16 protein-coding genes and 4 tRNA genes are annotated in these 17,494 nt (G+C 60.8%); 11 read left to right on the top strand and 9 right to left on the bottom strand.

Annotated elements, in window-relative coordinates; genetic code table 11:
• Positions 1–13: 13 nt before the first annotated feature.
• Together ABTV87_RS25015 and thiO are read left to right on the top strand one after the other, a co-directional pair.
• On the top strand, positions 14–415 hold the full coding sequence (locus tag ABTV87_RS25015) for a type IV pilin protein (RefSeq protein ID WP_039771691.1): 402 nt from the start codon (positions 14–16) through the stop codon (positions 413–415).
• A gap of 57 nt (positions 416–472) precedes the next feature.
• On the top strand, positions 473–1,573 hold the full coding sequence (thiO, locus tag ABTV87_RS25010; protein WP_085608692.1) for a glycine oxidase ThiO: 1,101 nt from the start codon (positions 473–475) through the stop codon (positions 1,571–1,573).
• 59 nt (positions 1,574–1,632) lie between these two features.
• Here thiO and ABTV87_RS25005 read toward each other — a convergent pair whose 3' ends face one another.
• The 4 genes from ABTV87_RS25005 to ABTV87_RS24990 all read right to left on the bottom strand — a co-directional run bounded on the left by ABTV87_RS25005 (position 1,633) and on the right by ABTV87_RS24990 (position 5,930).
• Complete coding sequence (locus ABTV87_RS25005) at positions 1,633–2,979, bottom strand: sigma-54-dependent transcriptional regulator (protein WP_007959564.1); 1,347 nt, start codon at positions 2,977–2,979, stop codon at positions 1,633–1,635.
• Positions 2,976–4,565 (bottom strand): sensor histidine kinase, encoded by a 1,590-nt coding sequence (locus ABTV87_RS25000; protein ID WP_045121907.1) that lies wholly within the window; start codon positions 4,563–4,565, stop codon positions 2,976–2,978. Before ABTV87_RS25000 ends, ABTV87_RS25005 begins: the two co-directional genes overlap by 4 nt.
• On the bottom strand, positions 4,555–4,788 hold the full coding sequence (locus tag ABTV87_RS24995; protein ID WP_085747726.1) for a PP0621 family protein: 234 nt from the start codon (positions 4,786–4,788) through the stop codon (positions 4,555–4,557). Before ABTV87_RS24995 ends, ABTV87_RS25000 begins: the two co-directional genes overlap by 11 nt.
• Positions 4,789–4,913: 125 nt before the next feature.
• Positions 4,914–5,930, bottom strand: coding sequence for an outer membrane protein assembly factor BamD (locus ABTV87_RS24990; RefSeq protein ID WP_007959566.1), 1,017 nt, complete (start codon positions 5,928–5,930; stop codon positions 4,914–4,916).
• A 152-nt stretch (positions 5,931–6,082) separates the two neighbouring features.
• Between ABTV87_RS24990 and rluD the strand changes: the two genes are divergently transcribed.
• The 8 genes from rluD to ABTV87_RS24950 all read left to right on the top strand — a co-directional run bounded on the left by rluD (position 6,083) and on the right by ABTV87_RS24950 (position 13,118).
• Entirely contained in the window at positions 6,083–7,045 is a 963-nt protein-coding gene (gene rluD / locus ABTV87_RS24985; protein WP_007959567.1) for a 23S rRNA pseudouridine(1911/1915/1917) synthase RluD, read from the top strand.
• Positions 7,042–7,791 carry a peptidoglycan editing factor PgeF gene (pgeF, locus tag ABTV87_RS24980; protein WP_433898526.1) on the top strand — a complete coding sequence of 250 codons (750 nt, stop codon included), beginning with the start codon at positions 7,042–7,044 and terminating at the stop codon, positions 7,789–7,791. Before rluD ends, pgeF begins: the two co-directional genes overlap by 4 nt.
• Before the next feature lie 262 nt (positions 7,792–8,053).
• A complete protein-coding gene (gene clpB, locus ABTV87_RS24975) occupies positions 8,054–10,618 on the top strand; it encodes an ATP-dependent chaperone ClpB (RefSeq protein ID WP_007959569.1) in 2,565 nt (854 codons plus the stop codon).
• Between the two features lie 298 nt (positions 10,619–10,916).
• Positions 10,917–10,992, top strand: a tRNA-Asn gene (locus ABTV87_RS24970).
• Between the two features lie 9 nt (positions 10,993–11,001).
• Positions 11,002–11,078: transfer RNA gene (locus ABTV87_RS24965), tRNA-Pro, on the top strand.
• 5 nt (positions 11,079–11,083) lie between these two features.
• Positions 11,084–11,159: transfer RNA gene (locus ABTV87_RS24960), tRNA-Lys, on the top strand.
• A 97-nt stretch (positions 11,160–11,256) separates the two neighbouring features.
• Positions 11,257–11,333 (top strand) — tRNA-Pro (locus ABTV87_RS24955).
• Positions 11,334–11,492: 159 nt separating this feature from the next.
• Positions 11,493–13,118: a methyl-accepting chemotaxis protein gene (locus tag ABTV87_RS24950; RefSeq protein ID WP_085608689.1), complete on the top strand. Its 1,626-nt coding sequence runs from the start codon at positions 11,493–11,495 to the stop codon at positions 13,116–13,118.
• Between the two features lie 72 nt (positions 13,119–13,190).
• Here the strand turns inward: ABTV87_RS24950 and ABTV87_RS24945 are convergent, their stop codons facing one another.
• The 5 genes from ABTV87_RS24945 to ABTV87_RS24925 all read right to left on the bottom strand — a co-directional run bounded on the left by ABTV87_RS24945 (position 13,191) and on the right by ABTV87_RS24925 (position 16,630).
• Entirely contained in the window at positions 13,191–13,598 is a 408-nt protein-coding gene (locus tag ABTV87_RS24945) for an HvfA family oxazolone/thioamide-modified RiPP metallophore (protein WP_007959573.1), read from the bottom strand.
• 294 nt (positions 13,599–13,892) lie between these two features.
• Positions 13,893–15,191, bottom strand: coding sequence for an NAD(P)/FAD-dependent oxidoreductase (locus ABTV87_RS24940; RefSeq protein ID WP_064599500.1), 1,299 nt, complete (start codon positions 15,189–15,191; stop codon positions 13,893–13,895).
• A 63-nt stretch (positions 15,192–15,254) separates the two neighbouring features.
• Positions 15,255–15,428: a DUF3094 domain-containing protein gene (locus ABTV87_RS24935; RefSeq protein ID WP_007909875.1), complete on the bottom strand. Its 174-nt coding sequence runs from the start codon at positions 15,426–15,428 to the stop codon at positions 15,255–15,257.
• Between the two features lie 51 nt (positions 15,429–15,479).
• Entirely contained in the window at positions 15,480–16,007 is a 528-nt protein-coding gene (locus ABTV87_RS24930) for an MOSC domain-containing protein (RefSeq protein ID WP_433898525.1), read from the bottom strand.
• The gene (locus tag ABTV87_RS24925; RefSeq protein WP_007959580.1) at positions 16,004–16,630 is read right to left on the bottom strand and encodes a DUF1780 domain-containing protein; all 627 of its coding nucleotides are present in this window, start codon (positions 16,628–16,630) and stop codon (positions 16,004–16,006) included. The genes ABTV87_RS24930 and ABTV87_RS24925 overlap by 4 nt, the downstream gene beginning before the upstream one ends.
• Positions 16,631–16,763: 133 nt before the next feature.
• Here ABTV87_RS24925 and ABTV87_RS24920 point away from each other — a divergent pair, with 133 nt between their 5' ends.
• Positions 16,764–17,453, top strand: coding sequence for an energy-coupling factor ABC transporter permease (locus tag ABTV87_RS24920; protein WP_221535409.1), 690 nt, complete (start codon positions 16,764–16,766; stop codon positions 17,451–17,453).
• The last annotated feature ends 41 nt before the right edge of the window (positions 17,454–17,494 follow it).

Here is a 17,494-nt window from a genome sequence, read left to right as displayed (position 1 = left end):
TGAGAGTTGAGGCATGCGCAGATCCAACCGAGGTTTCACCCTGATCGAAATCATGATCGTGATTGCGATCATCGGTATCGTCATCACCATCGGCTATCCGAGCCTCACCGAATACGTGAAGAAGGGCCGCCGTGCCGACGTAGTCAGCAATTTGTCGGAACAGGCACAGATCCTCGAACGCTTCTATTCGAAGAACAACGTCTACACCGGTGTCACCGGGTTGAGCACCGGCAACGATTTCTACACCATCACGCCGACGATCACCGATCAGACCTTCCTGCTGACTGCGACCCGCAAGACCGGCACGGCCATGGCCACTGACAAGTGCGGGGATTTCACCCTCACCAACACTGGTGTCAGAAGCATGAACAACGCGACCACCGGGCTGACCACCAAGGATTGCTGGGGCCGCTGAGCCGCTTTATTTCGGGCGCCATTTGCGCCCACTGTCTTTTTTACGGTTGGATCAAACATGACCAGGCAACAGCAAGTGGTGATTGTCGGTGGCGGGGTGATTGGCCTGCTCACTGCGTACAACCTCGCCTCCGAGGTCGGCAGCGTGGTGCTGCTGGATCGTTCGAACGTCGGCCAGGAATCGTCCTGGGCCGGCGGCGGTATCGTCTCTCCGCTGTATCCTTGGCGCTACAGCCCGGCCGTCACTGCGCTGGCGCACTGGTCGCAGGATTTTTATCCACAGCTGGGCGAGCGTCTGTTTGCCGATACCGGGGTCGACCCCGAAGTGCACACCACTGGCCTGTACTGGCTGGACCTGGATGACGAAGCCGAAGCGCTGGCGTGGGCTGCGCGGGAAAACCGTCCGCTGCGGGCTGTGGATATCTCGGCGGCGCATGATGCGGTGCCGGTGCTCGGTGGCGGTTTTTCCCGGGCGATCTACATGGCCGATGTGGCCAACGTGCGCAATCCTCGGCTGGTGAAGTCTTTGAAAGCGGCGTTGCAGGCGCTGCCGAACGTGACGATTCATGAGCAGTGTGAAGTCAGCGGGTTTGTCCGTGATCGCGAGCGGGTGGTGGGCGTGCAGACCTCCACGGGTGTGATCACCGGTGATCAGGTCGTTCTTACCGCAGGTGCGTGGAGCGGCGAACTGCTCAAGACCTTGAACCTGTCGCTGCCGGTGGAGCCGGTCAAAGGCCAGATGATTCTCTACAAGTGCGCGGCGGATTTCCTGCCGAGCATGGTGCTGGCCAAGGGGCGCTACGCGATTCCGCGCCGCGACGGGCACATTCTGATCGGCAGTACGCTGGAGCACGAAGGTTTCGACAAGACCCCGACGGACAACGCGCTGGAAAGCCTCAAGGCTTCGGCAGTCGAGTTGTTGCCGGCGCTGGCCGATGCTGAAGTGGTGGGGCATTGGGCCGGGCTGCGACCGGGTTCACCGGAAGGCATTCCTTATATTGGGCGGGTTCCGGGGTTTGACAGTCTGTGGCTGAACTGCGGTCATTACCGCAACGGACTGGTGCTGGCGCCGGCGTCCTGTCAGTTGTTTGCCGATGTGATGCTGGGGCGTGCGCCGATCATTGATCCGGCGCCGTATGCACCGGCCGGACGGATCTAGTCAGTTTTTCTTCCGATGACTGACAAATCGCCTTCGCGGGCTTGCCCGCGAAGGGGCCCTTAATCCAGCCCCAGTTTCTTCAGCCTGTAGCGCATCGAGCGAAACGAAAGACTCAACCGCTGCGCTGCCGCCGTGCGATTCCAGCGGGTTTCTTCCAGCGCCTGCAAAATCAGTTTGCGCTCGACGCTTTCCAGATAGTCTTCCAGGTTGTCGATCTGCGTGAGATCGGCAATGCCGCCTTCAGCAGTGCCGTTTCCTTCACTCAGACGTAAATCCTCTGCCTCGATCGTGCGGTTTTCACACAGGGTATGTGCCCGCTCAAGCACGTTCTCCAGCTCCCGCACGTTGCCCGGAAACCGGTAGTTTTTCAGCGCCTCGAGGGCATGGGGATGAAGACGTGCCGCCGGCTGCCCGGTGCCATTGGCCAGGCGTTTGAGCATATGGCCGGCCAAGGCTTCGATGTCCTCGCGACGTTCGCGCAGGGACGGTACGCGCAGTTCGATCACGTTCAGCCGGTAATACAGATCCTGACGGAAACGCTCGGCAGCCACTTCCGCATCGAGGTCCTTGTGCGTCGCGCAGAGGATGCGCACATCGACCACGGTTTCCTGTTGGCCGCCAACGCTGCGCACGGCTTTTTCCTGAATCGCCCGCAGCAGCTTGACCTGCATCGGCAGTGGCAGGTCCGCCACTTCATCGAGAAACAGCGTGCCGCCGTGGGCAGCCTGAAACAGCCCCGGTTTATCCTCCACCGCGCCACTGAAACTGCCTTTGCGGTGGCCGAAGAACTCGCTTTCCATCAACTCAGACGGAATCGCCCCGCAGTTCACCGGCACGAACGGCTGGCTGGCGCGCGGGCCCTGTTCATGAATCAGCCGGGCCACCAGTTCCTTGCCGCTGCCGGATTCGCCGCTGATGTAAACCGGTGCCTGGCTGCGGGCCAGTTTGTCGATCTGCTTGCGCAGATTGCGCATCGGTGGTGAATCGCCGAGAAGCAGCCGGTCGATCGAAGTGCAGACATTGCCCGGCGCCGGCATGCGCAACGCCGAGCCAACCAGTTCGCGAAGGCGTGTCAGGTCCACCGGTTTGGTCAGGAAGTCGAAAGCCCCGGCCTTCAAGGCGTTGATCGCCGTTTCCAGGCTGCCGTACGCGGTGATCATTGCCACCGGCAGTTGTGGATAACGTTGCTGGATATGCTGCACCAGTTCCAGGCCCGTGCCGTCGGGCAGGCGCATGTCGGTCAGGCACAGGTCGAAGGTCTCGCGGTGCAGCAGCGCCTGGGCTTCATTGAGATTGCGTGCGCTGAAGGTGTCGAGTTTCATCCGTCCCAGGGTGATTTCCAGGAGTTCGCGGATATCCGGCTCGTCGTCGACGATGAGGATTTTTTGCCGTGGGCTCGTGTTCAACTTTGTTTCCGTCCGTGAGCAAAGGTGATGCGAAAGCAGCCGCCGCCTTGGCGTGATTTGAAGTCTAGGCGCGCTTGATTGCTTTCGCACAGCTCACGGGACAGATAAAGCCCAAGGCCGGTGCCCTGGCTGCTGGTGGTAAAGAACGGTTCGAACAGGTGAGCCTGTTGATCCAGCGGCACGCCGGGGCCGTTGTCCTGCACTTCGAGCACGGCCAGCGTGCTTTCGGGGTCGATCGACAGCGTCAGCCAGACCTCGGCCGGATCGTGCAAAAGGGCACTGTGGCGCCAGCCGTTGCGTAACAGATTGTCGAGAATCTGCGTGAGCTGGCCGGGATCCATCAACGTACGGAAATCCCCCGGGCCAATGTGCAGATGAATGTGCTGGCGCTCGCCGGCCTGTTCGCGGCTCTCGCTGACGAACTGCTCCAGCCACGGTTTGAGATCCAGCCGTTGCGGTGCGCTCTGCTGACGGCGGGACAGTTGCAGGACGTTTTCGATGACTCGGTTCATGCGCTGGGAGTGGTCTTGAATGATCTGCGTCAGACGCCGATCCGCGCCGTCGAGTTCCTCGGATTCCTGCAACAGCTGCGCGGCATGACTGATGGCTCCCAGCGGATTGCGGATTTCATGGGCGATACCGGCAGTCAGCCGGCCCAGTGCGGCGAGTTTCAATTGCTGGGCCTGCTGGGCGATCTGGGCGAGGTCTTCGAGAAACACCAGGGTCTGGCGGTTCGGGCTCAGTTCCAGGGCAATGAAGCTCGGCTGCAGCTCCAGGCCATTGCCGGCGATTTTCAGGCTTTGTGGGCGCAGGGTCGGGTTGTTCAGCCACAGTTGCAGGCGTTCGACCAACGCGCTCGAGTGCTCGTCGATCAAGTCGCCTTCAAGGTGTGTCTGGCCCAGCAGGGTTTTGGCGCTGTGATTGGCCAGTTGCACCCGGCGCTGTTCGTCGAGCACCAGAATGCCGGTGCGCATGCGTTGCAGGATCAGCGCGTTGAGGGCTTCGAGCCCCACCACCTCGCTGGCTCGCAGCTCGGCCAGGTTCTCACTGACTTCGAGACGACGGATCAACCCTTGCACCAGCAGAGAGGCAGCGAAGCACAAGGCGCCGAGGGTGCCGGCCTGCAGATAGTCGTTGGCGCTCAGGGGATGGCTGAAACTCAGCAGAAAGCTGAGTCCGACGATGCCGAGGGTGGCGACGGCGGCGATCAGCAGGCCGATGCGTCGTCGCAGCAAGGTGTTGCTGATGGCCACCGAAACGATCAGCAAGTTGCCAATCGCACTGGCCACACCGCCCGCTGCGTAGAACACGCCGCACAGCAGCAGGATGTCGACCAGTGCCAGGCCGAACAACTGGGCCGGGCGGCGGATATTCTCGAGGAACACTACCAGCAGGATGTTCAGCACCAGGTACAACCAGCTGCCATTGCGCAGCAACTCGTCGTTGGCCGAGGTCAGCAGGCGGTTGTCCATGTTGCTGGAGATCAGCAACACCAGGGTGATGCCGACACTCAAACGGTACAGATGATAGAGGCGCAGCAGTCGCTGAGCCTGTTTGCTGTCGGCGTTGTCGGCCTCAGCGATCACTGGAACCAGGGCCTTGCTCAAGGTGAGCCTGGCTGCAATACCACTGTTGTTGAAGGTTCAGCGCGCGGTCGCGGGGCAGGTGCACGCCGCAGTGGGCGCAGCGCACCATCGGTGCGGCATCCTGTTCGCGAGGCGGTCGGGCGGACGAGGCGGGGGCCTTGAATTTGCGCCACAACCAGACAGCAGCGGCGATCAAGGCAATCCAGAACAGTAAACGAAGCATGATGGGCGGCTTTTCGGCTAATGATTCGGCAGTTTAGCCAAGGACCCGACAAGCGCACAGCCCAATCACACGCCGCAATAAAAAGGGAGATCCGAAGATCTCCCTTTTTGGCATCACCGAAGTGATCAGTCGAACAGACCGAAGGTCATGTAGCTGAAGATGGAACGGTCGCTGTCGCTCGACTCCGGTTCCGGCTCTTCGATCACGTCGCCGTTTTCGTCTTTTGGCTTGAGCTCGTTCGGGATCGCGTCTTTCGCGTCCTGGAACTGCTTCTGCACGTCCTGGTTGGCGCGGGTCTCTCCCGGCGGCAGCGGCGGACGGGATTCGATCAGGCCCAGAGTGGCCTTGCTCAGGAACGAACGGTTGTCGGCTTCGGCAACACGAGGCACGAACTGGCCGTCCTGCAGACTCGGGTGGTTCGGGTAGTTGAGCTTCAGGGTTTCCAGGCTGGTGGCCGCCAGTTCGTCCAGATGCAGACGCTGGTAGGCTTCGGTCATCACCGCCAGGCCGTCACCGACCGATGGAGTTTCCTGGAAGTTTTCCACTACATAACGACCACGGTTGGCAGCGGCGACATAGGCCTGACGGGTCAGGTAGTAGTCGGCCACGTGGATTTCGTAGGCCGCCAGCAGGTTGCGCAGGTAGATCATGCGCTGCTTGGCGTCCGGCGCGTAGCGGCTGTTCGGGTAGCGGCTGGTCAGCTGGGCGAACTCGTTGTAGGAGTCGCGGGCGGCACCCGGGTCACGCTTGGTCATGTCCAGCGGCAGGAAGCGCGCCAGCAGGCCGACGTCCTGGTCGAACGAGGTCAGGCCCTTCAGGTAGTAGGCGTAATCGACGTTCGGGTGCTGCGGATGCAGACGAATGAAACGCTCGGCGGCGGATTTTGCAGCTTCCGGCTCGGCGTTCTTGTAGTTGGCGTAGATCAGTTCCAGCTGCGCCTGATCGGCGTAGCGACCGAACGGATAACGCGACTCCAGAGCCTTCAGCTTGGCTGTGGCGCTGGTGTAGCTGTTGTTGTCCAGGTCCTGTTGAGCCTGCTGGTACAGCTCGGCTTCACTCAGGTTTTCGTCTACGACTTCCTTCGATGAGCAAGCAGCGGTCAATGCGAGGATGGCGATCAGCAGCAGGTGTTTCACTTGCATGGCGGCTTGCGTCCCTATGACGGCCGCTGTCTTGGGCGGGGCCGTCCTGTTATGATGAGCGCCCCGTTGAAAAGCCCCGGGGCAAAAGACGCCGTATTTAACCACAAGCGCGCAGCCGAAACCAAAGGCTGTAGCCGACGCCCAGTCCGAGCATGTCCGATAAAATTGAACTTCGCGCAGAGGTGCCGTCCGAATTGGGCGGCCAACGCCTCGATCAAGTCGCCGCCCAACTCTTCGCCGAGCACTCGCGCTCGCGCCTTTCCGCCTGGATCAAAGAAGGTCGCCTGACTGTGGACGGGGCGGTCATCCGCCCGCGCGACATCGTTCATGGCGGTGCCATCCTTGAGCTCACTGCCGAGCAGGAGGCCCAGGGTGAATGGGTCGCTCAGGACATCGAACTCGACATCGTCTATGAAGATGACGACATTCTGGTGATCAACAAGCCTGCGGGCCTGGTGGTGCACCCGGCTGCCGGTCACGCTGATGGCACCTTACTCAACGCCTTGCTGCACCACGTGCCGGACATCATCAATGTCCCGCGCGCCGGTATCGTGCATCGTCTGGACAAGGACACCACCGGTCTGATGGTGGTGGCCAAGACCATTCAGGCGCAGACCAAGCTGGTCGCCCAGCTGCAAAGCCGCAGCGTCAGCCGGATCTACGAGTGCATCGTGATCGGCGTAGTGACCGCCGGTGGCAAGATCAATGCCCCGATCGGCCGCCACGGCCAGCAGCGTCAGCGCATGGCGGTGATGGAAGGCGGCAAGCCGGCCGTCAGCCACTACCGCGTGCTGGAGCGCTTCCGCTCCCACACCCACGTGCGGGTGAAGCTGGAAACCGGTCGTACCCACCAGATTCGCGTGCACATGTCGCACATCAACTTCCCGTTGGTCGGCGACCCGGCATACGGCGGTCGTTTCCGCATTCCGCCGGCCGCGAGCCAGACCATGGTCGAATCCCTCAAGCACTTCCCGCGTCAGGCCCTGCACGCGCGGTTCCTTGAGCTGGATCACCCGACCACCGGTGAGCGCATGAGCTGGGAGTCGCCGCTGCCGGAAGATCTGGTGTGGCTGCTGACTCTGCTCAAGCAGGATCGCGAGGCATTCATCGGATGAACTGGCTGACGCCGGACTGGCCCGCGCCGGCCAGCGTCAGGGCCTGTGTCACCACCCGCGAGGGCGGCGTCAGCGAGGCGCCGTTCGACAGCCTCAACCTGGGCGATCATGTCGATGACCGCCCGGAGGCCGTCGCCGAAAACCGTCGGCGCCTGACCGAACACTTCTCTATAAAGCCTGCCTGGTTGCAGCAAGTGCACGGGATTGCCGTGGCGCATGCTGATCCGTCCGTGGTGGCCACGGCGGATGCCAGCTGGACGGCAACACCCGGTATCGCGTGTGCGGCGATGACCGCCGATTGCCTGCCGGCGCTGTTCTGCGACCGTGCCGGTACTCGCGTGGCAGCGGCGCACGCCGGTTGGCGTGGGCTGGCGGCCGGCGTGCTGGAAGCCACACTCGACAGTCTGGACGTGCTCGCCGAAGACGTACTGGTCTGGCTCGGCCCGGCCATCGGCCCGCAAGCCTTTGAAGTCGGCCCGGAAGTCCGGGAAGTCTTCATCAATCAATTGCCCGAAGCCGAGACAGCCTTTGTCCCGAGCCACAATGACGGCAAGTTCATGGCCGACATCTATAAGCTGGCGCGACTGCGTTTGGCGGTTCGTGGTGTCACCGCTGTTTATGGTGGCGGTTTCTGTACCGTGACCGATCCGCGCTTCTTCTCCTATCGCCGTGCATCGCGCACTGGTCGCTTCGCCTCCCTAGTCTGGCTTGAGGCGCCCAGCCTCACAAATACTGTTTCTTTTTGACGGCGTCTGTTTACGTCATGCTGCGTTGCCGCTCCTCGCCATAGCGGGCTATGACTCGTCGCGGCGCCTTGCCTGACGAAAACAGCCACTCGCCAAAAGAGAAACGTATTTGCGAGGCTGGGCGCCCGCTAAGCTTGTCTGACCTGCATCAACTCCCTGACGCTTGAATCTTCCAGAATCGACCGCATCTATAGCGGTATCTGGCAGGTTTCTTTATTCAGGATGGTTTTTAGGTCCGGCCTGCTCAAAAGGAAGGTGACCCATGCGTATAGACCGTTTAACCAGCAAATTGCAGTTGGCGTTGTCCGATGCCCAATCCCTGGCTGTCGGCCACGATCATCCGGCCATCGAGCCGGCGCATTTGATGCAAGCCATGCTTGAACAGCAGGGTGGTTCGATCAAACCCCTGTTGATGCAGGTGGGCTTCGACGTCAACAGCTTGCGTAAAGAGCTGACCAAAGAGCTCGATCAATTACCGAAAATCCAGAACCCGACCGGCGACGTGAATATGTCGCAGGATCTGGCTCGTCTGCTCAACCAGGCCGACCGTCTGGCCCAGCAGAAGGGCGACCAGTTCATTTCCAGCGAGCTGGTGCTGCTTGCCGCGATGGACGAGAACAGCAAGCTCGGCAAGTTGCTGCTCGGCCAGGGTGTGAGCAAAAAGGCGCTGGAGAATGCGATCAACAACCTGCGCGGTGGCGAAGCCGTTAACGACGCCAACCACGAAGAGTCGCGTCAGGCACTGGATAAGTACACCGTCGACCTGACCAAGCGCGCCGAAGAAGGCAAGCTTGACCCGGTGATCGGCCGTGACGATGAAATCCGTCGCACCATTCAGGTTCTGCAACGCCGCACCAAGAACAACCCGGTGCTGATCGGCGAGCCAGGCGTGGGTAAAACCGCGATTGCCGAAGGTCTGGCCCAGCGCATCATCAACGGCGAAGTGCCGGATGGCCTGCGCGGCAAGCGTCTGCTGTCCCTCGATATGGGTGCGCTGATTGCCGGCGCCAAATATCGCGGCGAGTTCGAAGAGCGCCTGAAAGCGCTGCTCAACGAGCTGTCGAAGCAGGAAGGGCAGATCATTCTGTTCATCGACGAACTGCACACCATGGTCGGCGCCGGCAAGGGCGAGGGCTCGATGGACGCCGGCAACATGCTCAAACCGGCCCTGGCCCGTGGTGAACTGCATTGCGTCGGCGCCACCACGCTCAACGAGTACCGCCAATATATAGAGAAGGACGCGGCCCTCGAGCGGCGCTTCCAGAAAGTGCTGGTGGACGAACCGAGCGAAGAAGACACCATCGCGATCCTGCGTGGCCTCAAAGAGCGTTACGAGGTTCACCACAAGGTGGCGATCACTGACGGCGCGATCATCGCGGCGGCCAAGCTCAGCCATCGCTACATCACTGACCGGCAACTGCCGGACAAGGCGATCGACCTGATCGACGAAGCGGCCAGCCGCATCCGCATGGAGATCGACTCCAAGCCGGAAGTGCTGGATCGTCTGGAGCGGCGCCTGATTCAACTGAAAGTCGAATCCCAGGCGCTGAAGAAAGAAAGCGACGAAGCGGCGATCAAGCGCCTGGAAAAACTCCAGGAAGAAATCGTCCGTCACGAGCGTGAGTATTCGGATCTGGAAGAAATCTGGAACTCGGAAAAAGCCGAGGTGCAGGGTTCTGCGCAGATTCAGCAAAAGATCGAACAGTCCCGTCAGGAACTGGAAGCCGCGCGTCGTAAAGGCGACCTGAACCGCATGGCCGAGTTGCAGTACGGGGTGATCCCGGATCTGGAGCGCAGCCTGCAAATGGTCGACCAGCACGGCAAGAGCGAAAACCAGCTGCTGCGCAGCAAGGTGACTGAAGAGGAAATCGCCGAAGTCGTTTCGAAGTGGACCGGTATTCCGGTGTCGAAAATGCTCGAAGGCGAGCGCGACAAGCTGATGAAGATGGAAAGCCTGTTGCATCAACGCGTGATCGGCCAGGACGAAGCGGTGGTTGCAGTGGCCAACGCGGTGCGGCGTTCCCGTGCCGGGTTGTCCGACCCGAATCGCCCGAGCGGCTCGTTCATGTTCCTCGGCCCGACCGGTGTCGGTAAAACCGAGCTGTGCAAGGCGCTGGCCGAATTCCTCTTCGATACGGAAGAGGCGATGGTGCGGATCGACATGTCCGAGTTCATGGAGAAACATTCCGTGGCACGGCTGATCGGTGCGCCACCGGGCTACGTCGGCTATGAAGAGGGCGGTTATCTGACCGAAGCGGTACGGCGCAAGCCTTACTCGGTAATCCTGCTGGACGAAGTCGAGAAGGCGCACCCGGATGTGTTCAACATCCTGCTGCAGGTGCTGGAGGATGGACGCTTGACCGACAGCCACGGCCGTACGGTGGATTTCCGCAATACCGTGATCGTCATGACCTCCAACCTGGGTTCGATGCAGATCCAGGAACTGGTAGGCGATCGTGAAGCGCAACGGGCAGCGGTGATGGATGCGATTTCCACCCACTTCCGTCCGGAGTTCATCAACCGGGTCGACGAAGTGGTGATCTTCGAGCCATTGGCGCGGGATCAGATCGCGGGCATTACCGAGATCCAGCTGGGCCGTCTGCGCAGCCGTCTGGCCGAGCGCGAGCTGAAGCTGGAGCTGAGCCCGGAAGCGATGGACAAGCTGATTGCCGTCGGCTACGACCCGGTCTATGGCGCACGGCCGCTGAAGCGGGCGATCCAGCGCTGGATTGAGAACCCGTTGGCGCAGTTGATCCTGTCGGGACGTTTCCTGCCGGGCGAGACCGCGACCGGCGTCGTGGAGAACGACGAGATCACGTTCAACTGACGCTCGACGGTGATGAAGTAATGAAGGCCTCGCACTGCGAGGCCTTTTTTTTCGCCAGGCTGTTGAACTCAAAGGAAAAGGCTTGTAAAGTGCGCCCCGCAGTCAGTCACCAACACGGTTTCAGCTTACTGGGCAGAAATCTGAAATAAGTTGCAAATCATTAACTTGAAAGCAATTTAGGGGGTTGACAGAGGTGTTCTAGGTTGTAGAATAGCGCGCCTCAGGCACACGAACGCAGCGATGCGAAAACGATGTCGAGAAGCTGCAAGTTTCACCGTTGTAAATTGAAATATGTAGTTCCGTGATAGCTCAGTCGGTAGAGCAAATGACTGTTAATCATTGGGTCCCAGGTTCGAGTCCTGGTCACGGAGCCAATTTCAAACCGGGGTATAGCGCAGTCCGGTAGCGCGCCTGCTTTGGGAGCAGGATGTCAGGAGTTCGAATCCCCTTACCCCGACCATTTTTGGGTCGTTAGCTCAGTTGGTAGAGCAGTTGGCTTTTAACCAATTGGTCGTAGGTTCGAATCCCACACGACCCACCATTTTTGAAACCAGGTAACACTGGGATCGAATCTTAAGATCAGAGGCCAAAAGCGCTGATCGAAGAAGGCGATCTTTGAAAGATCGCCTTTTTTTTACCGGGGTATAGCGCAGTCCGGTAGCGCGCCTGCTTTGGGAGCAGGATGTCAGGAGTTCGAATCCCCTTACCCCGACCATATTAAAAATCCTCGTATCGAAAGATACGGGGATTTTTTTTGCCCTCCGGAAATGTTTCATTCAAGTCGTCATACAACTTGCCGATAGCCCGCTAACTAAAGGGGCCTGCCATCGATCGCCCCTTGCATCCGGCCAATACAAGAAAAAGGGCGTTCGTCATGTTGCTTCGTCAGTTGAATATTGCTCCCCGTGCCGCCCTGGGCTTTGCCCTGATCGCGGTGCTGGTGGCGTTGCTCGGGGTGTTTGCGCTGGGGCAGATGTCGAGCATCCGCGACAGTGAAGTGGCGGTGGAGACACAGTGGCTGCCGAGCATTCGCGGCGGCGACGAGATTCGCGAGATCATGTTGCGCATCCGCACCATTTCCCTGCGCATGGCGCTGGATCAGGATCCGGCCAACATCGCCACGTACCGCAGCCAGATGGACACCCGCGACAAGGAGCTGAGCGAAAAAATCGCCGCCTACGACCGGCTGGTAACAACCCCGGAAGGGCAGCAGTTGTACGATCAGTTCAAGAAAACCTTTGCTGCCTACCGCACCGGCATCGCCCAGTCGTTCACCCTCGCCGAACAAGGCAAGCGCGATGAGCTGACCAAGCTGCTGCTGGTCGACATGAAAACCGTGGTCGACGGCTCCGGCAAACAACTCAATGACCTGGCCGACCTGTTCGCCCGCCAGGTCGCCGCCGAAAGCCAGAACTCTGCCGCCCACTACGAAACCTCGCGCACCATCGTGACCCTGTTCATCGCGCTGGCGGCGCTGGCCACTGTGGCTTTGGCCATGTTGCTGACCCGCAGCATCGTTCGCCCCTTGAGCGCCGCCGTCGACGCTGCTGAACACGTTGCCAGAGGCGATCTGACCCGTCCGATCGAAACCCACGGCAACGATGAAGTCAGCCGCTTGCTCAAGGCGTTGGCGACCATGCAGCAGAACCTGCGCGAAACCCTGCAGGGCATCAGCGGCTCGGCCACGCAACTGGCGACCGCTTCCGACGAACTCAGCGCGGTCACCCACGACAGCACGCAAGGGCTGCAACAGCAGAACAACGAAATCGAACAGGCCGCCACCGCCGTCAACGAGATGACCACGGCGGTCGAAGAAGTCGCCCGCAACGCGGTGTCGACGTCCGACGCCACCCGCCAGTCCAGCGAGTCGGCACAGTTGGGCCAAGAGCGGGTCAGCGAAACCGCCGGCGCCATCAACGCTCTGGCCAGCGAAGTCGAACACACCGGCGAGCTGGTGCAATCACTGGCCAATCAGTCGCAGGACATCGGCAAAGTGCTGGACGTGATCCGGGCGATTGCCGAACAGACCAACCTGCTGGCGCTCAACGCTGCCATCGAAGCGGCCCGGGCCGGGGAGAGTGGACGCGGGTTTGCCGTGGTCGCCGACGAAGTCCGGGCACTGGCTTATCGCACGCAGCAATCGACCCAGGAAATCGAGCAGATGGTGCAGGGCATGCGCAGCGGGTCGAGCCTGGCGCTGGAGTCGATGCAGGCCAGTGCCTCGCGGGCGGCCACCACGTTGGTGCTGGCCGAGCGGGCCGGTGAAGCGTTGCAGACGATCACGGCCTCGGTCCACGAAATCCACGAACGCAATCTGGTGATCGCCAGCGCCGCCGAAGAACAGGCGCAGGTGGCGCGGGAAGTGGACCGCAATTTGGTGAACATTCGCGATCTGTCGGTGCGCTCGGCGGCGGGTGCCGATCAAACCAACGCGTCGAGCCATGAGCTGTCGCAACTGGCCAACGCCCTGCAAGGCATGGTGCGGCGCTTCCAGCTGTAATCATGCAGGCGTGAAAAAGCCGCGCTTCTCATCAGGGAAAGCGCGGCTTTGTTTTGTCGGGCGTCTGAAAAATCAGGCACCGTCCTGGTCTTTCAGGTGTTCGAACAGGCCTTTCGGCATTTTCTTGCCATTGGCTTCGAAGTTGGCTTTGACGTTGTTGTACGCCTCTTGCTCGTCGATGAAGCCGTCGTGGTTGGTGTCGATCTTGTCGAAGTCGGACTTCGGCGCGACCTTCAGAAATTCGGCGCGCGAGACCTTGCCGTCGCCATCGGTGTCGGTCTTGGCCATCGACGCATCGCCGCATTTGCCTTCACCGCATTTGCCTTCCGGGGTTTTCACCGAGGTCTCGGCCGAAGCGACCATATAACCCTGGGCCAGCGGTTGTGCGGCGAACACCGAGCCGGACAGCATCAGGCCGCCGGCCAGTACGGCACCGACCAGGCCAAGGGAGTTTTTGCCGATTTTCGAAGTACGGGACATTGCATTCTCCTTCGGTTGCACAGCGCAACCACACGTTAAGGGCGATCAAGCCGGAGCAGGTGTGCTCGGGTGTGGCCATTAAGCGGTGGCGGTGTATCGCGTCTGTGTCGAGGAGCGGGGCGTTTGTAAGCGAAGGTGGGGAAAGCGGGGGGCAGATACAGTAGGAAACAGATCTTTCGATAAACACAAAACATTGTGGGAGCGAGCTTGCTCGCGAATGAGGCGGGTCAGCCGATGCATTTATCGACTGATCCACCGTCTTCGTGAGCAAGCTCACTCCCACAGGGTGTTACATCAGTGCAGCTTCAGGCGCGGCTCGGTGCCGCGTCCGATCTTGCTGCCCAGCATCAGCATCGCCGTGCGGAACGGCCCGTACAGCGCCATCTGGTGCATGCGGTACAGCGACACGTAAAACATCCGCGCCAGCCAGCCTTCGAGCATCACGCTGCCGGTCAGGTTGCCCATCAGGTTACCCACCGCCGAAAAACGCGACAGCGAAATCAGCGAGCCGTAGTCGGTGTACTTGTACTCCGGCAGGGTCTTGCCTTCGATCCGCAGTTTCAGCGATTTGGCCAGCAGCGACGCCTGCTGGTGCGCAGCCTGGGCTCGTGGCGGAACGTTGCGATCCGAGCCCGGTTGCGGGCAGGCGGCGCAGTCACCGAAGGCGAAGATGTTTTCGTCGCGGGTGGTCTGCAGCGTCGGCAGCACTTGCAGCTGATTGATGCGGTTGGTTTCCAGACCGTCGATGTCCTTGAGGAAACCCGGTGCGCGGATCCCGGCGGCCCAGACTTTCAGACTGGCCTTGATCTCGTTGCCATCGGCGGTGATCAGGCTGTCGGCGGTGACCTGGCTGACCGAGGCGTTGGTCATTACATTGACCCCGAGTTTCTCCAGAGTCTTGTGTACCGGCCCGCTGATCCGTTCCGGCAGGGCTGGCAGCACCCGTGGCCCGGCTTCGATCAGGGTGATGTGCATGTTTTCCGGTTTGATCCGGTCCAGACCGTAAGCCGCGAGTTCGTGGGCGGCATTGTGCAGCTCGGCCGCGAGCTCAACACCCGTGGCGCCGGCGCCAACGATGGCCACACTGATCTGCTGGACCACATCGGTTTGCCCGGCGTGAGCACGCAGGTAGTGGTTGAGCAGTTGCTGGTGGAAACGCTCGGCCTGTTTGCGGGTGTCGAGGAACAGGCAGTGTTGCGCGGCGCCCTGGGTGCCGAAATCGTTGGTGGTGCTGCCGACCGCGATCACCAGCGAGTCGTAGGGCACTTCCCGTGCGGGGACCAGCTCGACGCCGTTTTCGTCGTAGGTGGCGGCCAGCTGGATCTTCTTCTGCTCACGATCGAGCCCGCTCATGCGTCCCAGCTGGAACTCGAAGTGGTTCCATTTGGCCTGGGCGACATAGTTGAGTTCGTCTTCGGAAGAGTTCAGCGATCCGGCGGCCACTTCGTGCAGCAGCGGTTTCCAGATGTGCGTGAGGTTCGCGTCGACCAGCATGATGCTGGCGGTGCCGCGTTTGCCCAGAGTCTTACCCAGACGGGTAGCCAACTCCAGACCGCCGGCGCCGCCGCCGACAATGACAATACGATGGGACATAGGGATAGCTCGCAAGGTTTTGAAAGGAAATCGGTACGGCTACCCGAGCGAGCGCGATGCAGCTCATAGCGTCAGGTAACTGATAAATCGGCTCAACAGGCCCAGACCAATGGTCACTGCCAGCACCAGCACCAGGAGCATCCACGGCCGGAATGGCCGGCGCTCGACACGGTGTTGGGACAACTGCAGGTACTCTTCGACATGCTTCTGGTCTTCGGGGTTCAGGCGGCTGGTCATAAAGGCCTCGTCAGGTAGACGTTACTGAATGAGAACACGCTACAGCGGTTTTCAACCGGGATTGAACGCAGCATAGCCACTGTCCGGGACCGGTTCGACAGACACTCTGTCCCCGAGGCGAATGATCCCGCTTTGTAACACTCGCGCGGTGATTCCGCCATGCCCTCGCACAGCCTGGAACGTTCCGGGGCCAAGGTTGTTTTGCAGACGCGCACACGGCTGGCACCAGCCTGTGGTTTCGAAAATCGCTTGACCAATGCGAAAGCGCCGCCCCTTGAGGCTGAACAGGTTGATCCCGCTTATAACGAGATTGCGTCGCAGATCTTCAGGTGTGACCGGTTGTTCGGCCGACCGGCCCATCAGGGCGCTGATCACAGCCAGGTGTTCCCACTGAATCAGCGTCACCTGCCGCGCATTGCGCACACCGGGCCGAGCGTGGTCGCCGGTGAGCCCGGCTTCAAGCCGCGCCTCCACCGCATCGAGCGCGAGCATCGGCCCCCGTGATTCGGGGCGCACGCCAATCCAGCGCACGCATCCGGTCTGCGGGACATCAGCAATCAATTGTTGAAGCGGCGTCACAGGCTGATCCCGACATCGAACACGATGCTGCGCCCCAGGTTGCCGCGTAGAAAATCCGGGGCATCGGGATGGGCGAACAGCACCCGGGCAAAGGTCGGCCCGACCAGCGACAGCGAGCGCCAGCCCTGACGCAAATATTCGGTGGGCGGCGGAAAATGGCTGTTCAGGTCGAGCACTTCGCGTTTGAGGCTGGCGAAGGCAATGATGTCCAGCTCGCCGAGATCCATGCCGCGTTCCTTGTAGTTGTGCGCTTTCTTGCGCAAGGTCGGCGCCAGTCTCAGCAGAAATTCATTGGCCGGAATCCGCCGTGGCTTGGCTTCACGCCGCACCAGTTGGCTGAGGGAAAACGCACTGCGCCGCCGTTGCAGCTCATCGCGCCATTCGTCGTTGAGCCGACGGCCCTCGTCGAGGACGAAAAACACCTCGAAATTGGCGTCGCGAAACAACACGTCCGGCGGCTCACCGGCGGGCGCGAATTCGTCGGCGCGATAAGGAATATTCAAGCCTTGCAGCAGGCGCTGGCAGACCCAACGCTCACGCTCCCATTTGCGGGCATTGGACAGGAAGGCGTTGGCTTGCTCGGCCGCGATGGTCAGCAGGCGTAAATAATCTGAGTCATCCATAGGCCCAAGCTTAGCGTTCAATTGCGACAAGCAGAAAGCTTTGCATCGGCAGATGTCCCGCCGCGCAGGTGTAGACTTCGCCGCAGGAGCGCCAATCAAAGGAGTCTGCGGTGCGAATGAAGGTGATGGGATCATGATCGGTGCAGAACTGCTGTCATCGACAAGTCTGACTTTCGGATGGCTGATTTACCTGCCGGTGCTGCTCTGGGCGATTGTCCGCGCACCGTGGGTCGAGCTGTTCAGCGACAACCGTCGTCAGCATTTGCTGTTCGGCACAGTGTTCGCGTTGTTTCTGCTGTGGCTGGTGCGCAGGGATTTCGACACCGGGGTGTCTTACCACTTCATCGGCATGACAGCGGTGACGCTGCTGCTGGACTGGCCGCTGGCGATCGTCGGCGGACTGGTGGCGCAACTGGGACTGGTGCTGTTGGGACGTCAGGATCTGGTGGCCGTCGGGGTCAACGGCGCCTTGCTGATCCTGCTCCCGGTGCTGATCACCGAATGCGTGGCGATCCTGGTCGAGCGTGCGCAGCCGCGCAATCCGTTCGTGTACATCTTCTGTTCCGGCTTTTTTGCCGCCGCGCTGTCGGCGTTGTTCTGCCTGACGCTGAGCCTGACGTTGCTCTGGTACGACGGCCTGTTTGCCATGCCGGAATGGCTGGAGGATTTCATCGGTTACCTGTGGTTGCTGATTTTTCCCGAAGCCTTCATCAACGGCATGGTGGTCAGTGCCTTGGTGGTGTTCTGCCCGGAATGGCTGGAGACCTTCAACCGCACACGCTACCTTTCGGCGCCGTGGAAGGACGACGATCCCAAGTCTTGATCCACATCAAATCCACCCAGCGCGCCGCATTTCATGCTCGG

It is taken from the genome of Pseudomonas sp. PSE1(2024), assembly GCF_050990555.1.
Taxonomy (GTDB): Bacteria; Pseudomonadota; Gammaproteobacteria; order Pseudomonadales; family Pseudomonadaceae; genus Aquipseudomonas; species Aquipseudomonas aphyarum.
Note: the sequence above shows the minus strand (reverse complement) of the source record. Positions and strands in the feature narration are given on the sequence as shown.